The sequence below is a fragment of the Stieleria sedimenti genome (genome assembly GCF_025060895.1).
Lineage (GTDB): Bacteria > Planctomycetota > Planctomycetia > Pirellulales > Pirellulaceae > Stieleria > Stieleria sedimenti.
In genome coordinates, this window is sequence record NZ_JANZKV010000126.1 from 1 (window position 1) to 9452 (window position 9452).

Sequence of the window (9452 nt, forward strand, 5' to 3'; positions counted from 1 at the left end):
TCCCCGAGTATTCGAGAGCAGCCACTAAAATCCGCGAAGAACCCCCAGAGGGAGAGTGACGAAAACCCTTTATTATCGGAGACTTAAGAACTGCACGACCCCCAGGGGTGGACCGTCAAAAATGTTGCAGTGACCACCGTAAGCTACCCACATCTCGCGGACTCAATCCGCCTGCGGTGCAGGTTTTACCCCGAGAGGGGTTGCAGCAAGTAGCCGGTGGTCGCCTCAGCGCACCACCGGAATCCCTGCGACCCCGTCGGGGTCGTTTGGACTGTCATATAACGTTCCGGCGGTGTTCGCTTCGCTCGACCGCCGGCGAATTTCTGCCATCCCCTCCGGGATGCAAAGATGTGGGGAAACATAAGCCCCCAGCCCCTCTCCCCCAAAGCAGATCGCGCGAAAGACATTGATTCTCAGAGTGACGTTGACCGCGATCTGTTTTGGGGCGAGGGGAGCCATCGTCAGAGGTGTCGACACCAGTGCCTTCAGGGAGGGTCGGACGTGAGGATGCCGATCGGTGCGAGATGCTCGGCTACCATCGGCATCGTGTAGCCCTTCAGAGCGGAACGGTTCGACTGATCTTGTTTTCATCGGTTGGTGAAGCTTACAAGCCCTTTCAACCAATTCACTCCCACCACTTCGCTGCGGGCGGATGATGCCTTCGAACCAACCTACTTCGCCACTACGATCGGTGACTCCAGATGCGGCGCGTCAGCAGGCAGCATTGCGAATGTTAACGGTCGCCCTGTTGATCTGCGTTGCCAATCCAGCGTCTACCTCGCTCTACGGTCAAATCCCTACGCCGCCGGCCGATCTCGCGCCGCTGCCCGATGACCCGGCCACCATCATGGCCGTCGTGGGCCAATCGCCGATCCTGTGGGGTGACATCCAGCCGAAAGTCGACGGCCGAATCCAGCAGGTGCTCAAGGAACAAAACTTGAAATTGCCGCCAGAGCAACTCGCCCCGGCGAGAATGAATCTGGCACGCGGTGCGCTGACCCAAGCGATCCAGACCAAGATGATGAGCGAATCGTTTTTGCTCGACCAAGTCGGAACGCAGGCCGCGTCGAAACGTCGCGAAGTCAGCGAGATGATGACCAGCCGGGCGCGCCAGATGTTCTTTGAAAACGAACTGGAAGGTCTCAAGGAAAAATACGGGACCGAAGATCTGACGGAACTGGATCAGAAGCTGCGCGAAACCGGAACGTCGTTGCGAGCCCGTCAGCGCGAATTCACCGACATGATGCTCGGGCACATGTACATGCGCAGCAAGATCGAAAAAGATCCCACCGTGACGATCGCCGAAATCAACGCAGCCTACCAACAGGACATCGATACCTATCGACACCCCGCCAAAGCCCGCTGGGAACAACTTTCGGTGCTGTTCGCCAACCATTCCTCACCCGAGGAAGTGCGGAAATTGATCATCGAAATCGGTCGTGAAGTCCACTTCAACGAAGGCTGGAAAGAGACCGCCCGAAAAAAGAGCGAAGAACCCTTTGCGGCCGATGGCGGGCAACATGACTGGACGTCCAAGGGTTCGTTGGCGTCCAAGCCGATCGAGCAACAGGTCTTTTCGATTCCCTTGAACAGGATGAGTGAGATCATCGAAGACGAGCAGGGGCTGCACATCATTCGGGTGTTGGAGCGGATGGATGCGGGGGTGACACCGCTGGCCGAAGTGCAGGAAGACATTCGCGAGCAGATCAAGAAAGAAAAGGTCGCGGCGTCCCAAACCAAGATGATGCAAGAGATGCGCAAGAAGGTTCCCGTCTGGTCGATCTATCCCGACGACGTGCCCGGCGCGAAACCGTTGCGGCCGACCAGCGTCTCAACCGTGCCGACATTCAATTCGGATTACAGATGAGGCCGTTCGCGACTGTCAACTTGTTCCAAGGCTCCGCCTGGGAACACACTGTCACGGAGGCTCCCGCCTCGTGACGACGACCGGCACGTGGCGGGAGCCACGCCGGCCTTGCGTTCCAAAGTGGGATAGGCTTCCAGCCTGTCGATCGCGATTCGAATTTACCCCGTCCATGGCAAGCAGGATGCTTACCCCACACCTTCGAAACGCCACCGGCATCTTATTCGCCCTTGGCGTGTTCATGGTGCTTGGTGGTTGCGGACAATTGGCTTATCGATTGGATCGCCGGGCGCCGGAGCAATTCATTCCCAACCCGTTGGAATTGCCGCCGATGGACGACCAGTTTGTTTGGTCACAGGTAGTCGACACGGTGGACGATTACTTTCGAATCTCGCGTGAGCAACCCGTTCAAAACTCCAACAACTTCTTGTTGGACGGGCGTGTGGAAACGTCGTATCGCGTCGGGTCGTCGGTGTTGGAACCGTGGCGGAAGGACAGCACGGCGGGATTCGAAGCGCTGCAAAGCACACTGCAATCGATCCGCCGCAAGGCGACCGTCATCGTCCGGCCACGCGGTGCAGGCTACACGGTCGAAGTGATTGTGCAGAAAGATCTTGAAGATACCGATCGGACGCAGTACGCAACCGAAACGACGGCGACGCGGCGTCACGACGGTACCATCGTGCGGCAGGTCGGTGGGGCGGGTGATTCCCCTCAGACATTGGGTTGGATTTCGCTGGGCCGCGACACTTCACTGGAACAGCGGATTTTGCGGGACATTTTCCGGCGGGTGACCGAACAAGACGCTCGACGCGCCCACCTATAGCTTTTCTTGGAAACTAATTTTCCTCACCGCCGCCGCCGATACCAACGCTGCAACGCGGTCGAGTCGACACCGAGCGTTGGCTCGCGGCCGGGCCATTTGTCGCCCCACATCCGTCCACTTCCCAGTGAATTTGCCTATATGATCGGGTTCTCTTCGCAAACCGTCTCATTCGACAGATTTTGCCGACACGTCGAAGCTTACTTGTGCCGGATCGGTCAATTGGAACCGGGACAATTTCCGATGACCCGTCGTCAGGTGCTGCGGGGCGGAGAATCGTGTGGGCTTTATTTTTGCGTGCACGGTCCGCGGAGTGTGAAATTGACCGCCGTTTACGATCACCGCAAGAAAACGACGATCTACTACGGCACCGACGGCGTGCGTCGCAGCCAGGAATCGATCAGCGTAAAGCTGCCTTCTCCTCAGCCGCACTCAGCTTGAGATAGCGGGCGGTCAAGGAAAACGGATCGGCGTAGCAGGCCGGCGGCTGGCTTGTCGATCCGGCGACCAGACCGGTCGCGACCCACCCGACGCCGACCGCGTCACAATGTTCGGCGTGATGCAACGATTCGGCGACCTGATCGGAAACAATGGAGCGATCCCCCGCGATCGCCCAATCGGAACGGCCGCATTTGTCGGCCACCCGCTCGTCCCAGTGCTGCCGGGAAACCACCTCGGCGCGATCGTTACAGCGGTGGATCAAATTGTCGCGGCACAGCTCGTCCCGGGAAAATTCTGCCGCGAAGACCTGGCGACGGTAGGCGTTGAGCCCAACCAGGACGTTCGCGGCGCTGCCTTCCCGCAGGTTCACCGCGGCGATGGCCGCCAACGACCCGACCGGAATCACGGGCAACCCGAGCGCGTAGGCGAGCGTTTTGGCCGTGGTGATTGCGATTCGCAAGCCGGTGAACGATCCAGGGCCCACCGCCACAGAGATCGCGTCCAGGGCCAGGCCGCGGTCCTCACACCGGCGAAGCGAGGTGTCCAATTGGCAGGCGATGTCTGCGGCGGTCCGTCGCAGGACACCGAATCGACAATCCCACAGCACGGTTTTGCCGTCCAATACCGCAAGCGATCCGTTCGTTCCGGTGGTTTCAAGTGCGAGCTGAATCATCAATGGTCGTAACGAAACTAGAAATAATGCGGCGTCCGATGCTCCGATTCGCGTCTCTGCCGTGGGATTGTCGCGAAAATTTGATTACCTTTACAATTCGCTGACCCGATGGATTCGTTAAGTAGAACACCATTTTAAAACGTCAGCCCATTTTCCCCGCCAGGACCAACACAGTGAAGCGAGCCCTGATCAGCGACATTCACGGCAACCTTGAAGCGCTGCTCGCGGTTCTGGCCGATATCCGTGCCCAATCGGTAGATGAAATTTACTGTTTGGGAGACATCATTGGCTATGGGCCCAATCCCTGCGAATGCCTGGACGAAGTGATGAAGAACTGCAAGGTCACGATCCTGGGAAACCATGATCAGGCGGCCTTGTTCGATCCCGACGGCTTCAACCCGATGGCCCTGCAGGCGATCTACTGGACACGTGACCAATTGGATAACGGTCCCGGCAGCGCCGCCCAGGTCAACGGACGCTGGGACTTCCTCGGCGAATTGCCCCGCTACCATGACGACGATCAGTTCAAGTTCGTCCACGGTTCGCCACGGGATCCGACCAACGAGTACGTTTTTCCGGAGTACATCTTCGATCAGCGAAAAATGGAAATCCTGTTTGGCAAGGTCAAGCAATACTGCTTCATGGGCCACACCCATCTGCCGGGGATCTTCACGACGAACTGCGAATTCGTCCAGCCCGATGAATGTGACTACCATTATCAGCTGACCAGCGAAAAAGCGATGATCAACGTCGGCAGCGTCGGCCAACCGCGAGACGAAGACAATCGGGCGTGCTATGTCATTTTGGACAAAGACGCCCCCGGTGGCCCCACGGTGACCTACCGTAGAGTCGAATACGACATTGAGACGACAGCCAACAAGATTTACGCCGAAGCCGACTTGTCTGATCAACTCGGTGACCGCATCAAACACGGACGTTAAGTGACCCGAACTGCGATCCTAAGCGATATTCACGGCAACCTGACTGCGCTCCAGGCCGTGTTGGCGCACGTTCAAACGCAACAGGTCGATCGCATCGTTTGCTTGGGCGATGTCGTCGGTTACGGGCCCCAGCCCTGCGAGTGCCTTGATGTCGTGATGGAATTCGGGTTCTGTGTGCTCGGTAACCACGACAGCAGCGCCTTGTTCGACCCCGAAGGTTTCAATGCCGCCGCCGAACAGGCCATTTTTTGGACCCGCAGCAAACTGGAAAACCATGCCGGAGCTGCCGCAGGGGACGACCAACACCCCTCCGCGTCGCGGCGCCGGCTCGATTTCTTGTGCCGTTTGCCACGAACGATCCGCGAAGAAAACGTCCTGTTCGTGCACGGCTCACCACGCGGGCCGACCAACGAATATGTGATGCCCGAAGACATCCAAAACAGCAAGAAAATGGAAAAGCTGTTTTCGTTGGTCCCCCATCTGTGCTTCCAGGGCCACACCCACGTTCCCGGGATTTTTACCACCGACCTGAATTTCATTCGGCCGGCTGAGGTGCCCGAAGGCTACGACGTCAGTGATCCGTCCGTCCGGCTGATGATCAATGTCGGCAGCGTCGGCCAGCCACGGGATCTGGACCCGCGCAGCTGCTACGTCGTCTACGACCAGCAGCAAGTCTTCTTCCATCGGGTCGAATACGACATCGAAGACACGATCGCCAAGATCGAAGCCGAAACGGAACTCGACAATTTCCTCGGCTATCGACTCCGAGACGGTCGCTAAGTTTCGATCTGGGCGCTCCGGTCGGCATGAGGTTTTAGCGACGGCCCGCTTGCGGGCTACCGCTAACCAATGCCTCACTGTGTCGCCCCACGGGGGTGAACAGGACTCCGGCAATCCCCCTTCGGACACCCGCTGCACGGCGAGCGCGCTTGCCAAATCGTGACCGAATTCCCATAAAAGCGGCATTCTTTCGCGTTAACCTGATCTTTTCGACGGCAGGACCGCCCTTAAAAAGAATACATTGGAAACTTGCCCGTTCTCTTTTCCTTATTTCTTCTTGGAGGTTCACATGAAACGGCATGTGAGATCTGGCTTCACGCTCGTGGAGCTTTTAGTTGTCATCGCCATCATTGGCATCTTGGTCGGACTGCTGTTGCCAGCGGTTCAAGCGGCCCGCGAGGCGGCTCGGCGGATGAGCTGCAGCAACAACTTTCGGCAAATCGGCATTGCCGTGCACAATTACCACGCGGCCTACAAAGAGCTGCCGATGCACGGCGTGGGAACGACCAGTGCCGGGACCTCTGCTGCTCCGCCCTTCGGCCAAACCGGTCCCAACCATGACTGGTGGCGAAACTACTCCCACTCCAACTCCTGGCGGCTGAGTGCGTTGGTCGGTTTGACGCCCTTCATGGAGCAACAATCGATCTGGGACCAAATCTCAAATCCCAACAACAAAGACGCCGTCGATTCCACGGTGGTTTACAATCCGCCCTGGCCGGCGATGGGGCCGGTTCCGACCCAGGCCAGGTACATTCCTTGGTCGACCGAGATTCCGACCCTGCGTTGCCCGAGCGACCCGGGCGTCGGTTTGCCGGCGCTGGGACGGACCAACTATGCCGTCAATCTCGGCGATTCCTGTTATTGGTCGATTCGCGGTGGGCGTCAATTCCCCAACCCCGAGGACGGAACGTACCCCGAAACCAGCGGCTGGATGCGACACTCCCAGGCCGCCGACCGCGGCATGTTTGTCCAACACAAGCGGGCCAAGTTCCGCGATGTGATTGATGGCTTGTCCAACACGATCGCGATGGGCGAAATCGCGACCGATTTGGGTGACCGAGACAAACGGACCTTGGCCGACCACGAATCGACCCAGGCCTGGGCACTGATTCGTGACAATCCGAAATGGTGCGAAGATCAGGGCTACCTCGATCCCGATCGTCCACGATTCTGGGAGCCAAACCTGCGGATGATGAACCGCACCAATGGACGCGGGTTCCGCTGGGCCGATCACCGCGTCGAGATGACGTCGATGCACACGATCCTGCCGCCCAACTCGGAAATCTGCGCCCAGCGGAACCCCGGAGGCACGTTCCTTGCGCCGCCGGGCAGCCGTCACCAGGGCGGTGCACACATCCTGATGGGAGACGGAGCGGTCGTGTTCATGACCGATTCGGTCGAGGCCGGAAACAGTCGAGCCGGAATGGTCTGGCGAAACGGTACCGGTGGGCAATCTCCCGGCAACATCAGTCCCTACGGTTTGTGGGGTGCACTGGGAACCCGAGCGAGCAACGAAACGATTGAAGAACAGCTCAATCAGTAACGTTCCCGATCAACCCCAGGATGATTGCAATGAGAAAGCGGTTTTCATGGCTCGTTTGCTTCGTCGGCTTGACGTTGCCGTTGGCCGGATGTGGTGATCCCCAACCGTCCAACGTGATGCAGAACGCCGACGAGCAAGCGTTTGCGGATTATGAACGAATGATTGCCGAAGACGCAAACGTTCAAAACGATGCCGAGCCTGACGACGATCCGGCCGAATAGATCGGCTTCAAACGAGACGGCACGCGGTGCTGACCAGTAAAGCCCTTCGCGAGCGATCGCGAGGGGCTTTTTTCTTTGCAGGAGCCATCGTTCGACGGCAGAACCCTGGGTGGCGGCCGGCTACAATAGTGACCAAGTGAAATCCGATCCCGTCATCGCACCCTTCACGGTTGATCCGTCCACTGTTTTTCTTACCGTTTAACCTTTTCACGTACGCCATCACCATCATGAATCGAGTCACTCGCCGCGCGATCAGCGTTGCACTGTTTTCCGTCTTTGTCGTCGCCGCCCTCCCGGGATTCCTCAGCCAGGCGGGCGCAGCCGATGCAAAACTGCGGGCGCTGATCATCGACGGCCAGAACAATCACACCGCTTGGCCCCAGACGACGATGATGACCAAGAAGTACCTGGAAGATTCGGGACGCTTCACCGTCGATATCGAGCGGACTCAGTTCACCTGGAAAGGTGGCAAACTGCTCGAACAATTCCCGCTCAAGGACGGCAAGACGTATCAGGATCTGCCCCAGCCGAAAACGGATCCCGACTTCAATCCAACGTTTTCCGACTATGACGTCGTGATCAGCAACTTCGGTTGGAACGCCGCACCGTGGCCGCAAGAAACTCAAAAGGCGCTGGAGGACTTTGTCGACGGCGGTGGCGGCTTGGTCGTGATTCACGCCGCCGATAACTCCTTCGCCGAGTGGAACGAATTCAACAAGATGATCGGCATCGGCGGATGGGGAGGCCGAAACGAACAGTCGGGCCCGTATGTGTACATCAATTTGGATGGCGAGGTCGTTCGTGACACCACCGCCGGACCGGGCGGCAACCACGGACCGGCACACGAGTACCAGGTGATCGTGCGAACTCCCGACCACCCGATCGTGAAAGGTCTGCCGAGTGCCTGGATGCACACGAAGGATGAACTCTATCAAAAGCTCCGCGGACCCGCCGTCAACATGACAATCCTGGCGACCGCCTACGCCGACCCTCAATACAAAGGAACCGGTCGCCACGAACCGAAACTGATGACGATCGATTATGGCAAGGGACGGATCTTTCACACGACGATGGGCCACGATGCGGTTTCCTTCAGCGGCGTCGGATTCATCACCACCTTGGTCCGCGGCTGCGAGTGGGCTGCAACCGGCGACGTGACCTTGACCGACGTGCCCGAGGATTTCCCGAGTCCGACGGAAAGCAGCGCCCGCGAGTTTTGAGGCCTCCCAGTGGCGTAAGCTTCCAGCTTGCGATCCCAGTGGCGTAAGGTCCAGCTTTCGATCCCAGTGGCGTAAGGGTCCAGCTTGCGAAGATGGCAGAAAAATTCTGATGCCGCTGTTTAGACAGACAAGAAAATGGCTGACAAGAAAATGGATTGCCCGACCGGGCGGTGGTGGATTTGCCGCATTTTCTTGTCAGCCATTTTCTTGTCGAGTTGCTCGGGTCTTTTCTACAGTCCGGGGATCCAGACCAAGCGATATTGGTGACGCATTGGCCTGACGACCCGTCGTTTGTTCGCCGGGCGGTAGACTTCAAAACGTTGGTCGGCCACGATTTGGCCCGACAGCGTTAACGTCATCCGCCAGGTGCCGATCTTGTCGTCGATGGGTTCCCAAACGGTGTCGCCCAGGTAGAAATCCCAGTCGTTGGTCTTCACATAGACCACGTCTTCAAAGGGTGGACGCCGCTTGCCCTCGGCGTCACGAATGCCGGGGTGATCGATGCAGTAATGAAGTTGTAGATTCTTGCCACCGATCACGTTGATCACCAAGCCGAATTCCACGTCGACTTCCGCTGGGATGCGTGTGGTGGATTCCAGAAACGCTGGCAACTCCTTCGATCCGGAATCCCATTTCGAATACAGTCCATACGTTCGGACGCTGACTTCGGGTCTTTGTTTGGCCATTGAATCATCTTAGCCGATCACGGTTCACGCTCAACGACCAGGAATCGCTACATTGGGGCGGTAGGGTGTTAGCGGAACGGCGCGAGTCGTCCGGTGGCGTTTCAAAAACACGTCGAAAGACCGGAGGGCTTGCGCCCTGCCGCTAACAATCAACTGAGGGTGTTAGCGGAACGGCGCGAGCCGTCCGGTGGCGTTTCAAAAACACCGTGAAAGACCGGAGGGCTCGCGCCCTGCCGCTAACAATCAACTGAGGGTGTTAG

General features: G+C 58.2%; 9 protein-coding genes. 7 read left to right on the forward strand and 2 right to left on the reverse strand.

What is annotated here, in order from left to right; genetic code table 11:
* Positions 1-730: 730 nt before the first annotated feature.
* Together NZK35_RS16735 and NZK35_RS16740 are read left to right on the forward strand one after the other, a co-directional pair.
* Positions 731-1867, forward strand: a complete 1137-nt coding sequence (locus tag NZK35_RS16735; RefSeq protein WP_259633679.1) for a peptidylprolyl isomerase — start codon at positions 731-733, stop codon at positions 1865-1867.
* A gap of 181 nt (positions 1868-2048) precedes the next feature.
* On the forward strand, positions 2049-2690 hold the full coding sequence (locus NZK35_RS16740; RefSeq protein ID WP_259633680.1) for a hypothetical protein: 642 nt from the start codon (positions 2049-2051) through the stop codon (positions 2688-2690).
* A 397-nt stretch (positions 2691-3087) separates the two neighbouring features.
* On the opposite strand, the gene tsaB is transcribed toward NZK35_RS16740, so the two are convergent.
* Entirely contained in the window at positions 3088-3801 is a 714-nt protein-coding gene (gene tsaB, locus NZK35_RS16745; protein WP_259633681.1) for a tRNA (adenosine(37)-N6)-threonylcarbamoyltransferase complex dimerization subunit type 1 TsaB, read from the reverse strand.
* Between the two features lie 173 nt (positions 3802-3974).
* Between tsaB and NZK35_RS16750 the strand changes: the two genes are divergently transcribed.
* The 5 genes from NZK35_RS16750 to NZK35_RS16770 all read left to right on the forward strand — a co-directional run bounded on the left by NZK35_RS16750 (position 3975) and on the right by NZK35_RS16770 (position 8506).
* Positions 3975-4742 carry a metallophosphoesterase family protein gene (locus NZK35_RS16750; protein WP_259633682.1) on the forward strand — a complete coding sequence of 256 codons (768 nt, stop codon included), beginning with the start codon at positions 3975-3977 and terminating at the stop codon, positions 4740-4742.
* Entirely contained in the window at positions 4743-5522 is a 780-nt protein-coding gene (locus tag NZK35_RS16755; RefSeq protein ID WP_259633683.1) for a metallophosphoesterase family protein, read from the forward strand.
* Positions 5523-5811: 289 nt separating this feature from the next.
* Entirely contained in the window at positions 5812-7065 is a 1254-nt protein-coding gene (locus tag NZK35_RS16760; protein ID WP_259633684.1) for a DUF1559 domain-containing protein, read from the forward strand.
* 29 nt (positions 7066-7094) lie between these two features.
* On the forward strand, positions 7095-7286 hold the full coding sequence (locus tag NZK35_RS16765) for a hypothetical protein (protein WP_259633685.1): 192 nt from the start codon (positions 7095-7097) through the stop codon (positions 7284-7286).
* 227 nt (positions 7287-7513) lie between these two features.
* On the forward strand, positions 7514-8506 hold the full coding sequence (locus NZK35_RS16770) for a ThuA domain-containing protein (protein ID WP_259633686.1): 993 nt from the start codon (positions 7514-7516) through the stop codon (positions 8504-8506).
* 230 nt (positions 8507-8736) lie between these two features.
* Here NZK35_RS16770 and NZK35_RS16775 read toward each other — a convergent pair whose 3' ends face one another.
* Positions 8737-9192, reverse strand: coding sequence for a DUF3859 domain-containing protein (locus tag NZK35_RS16775; RefSeq protein WP_259633687.1), 456 nt, complete (start codon positions 9190-9192; stop codon positions 8737-8739).
* Positions 9193-9452 lie beyond the last annotated feature (260 nt).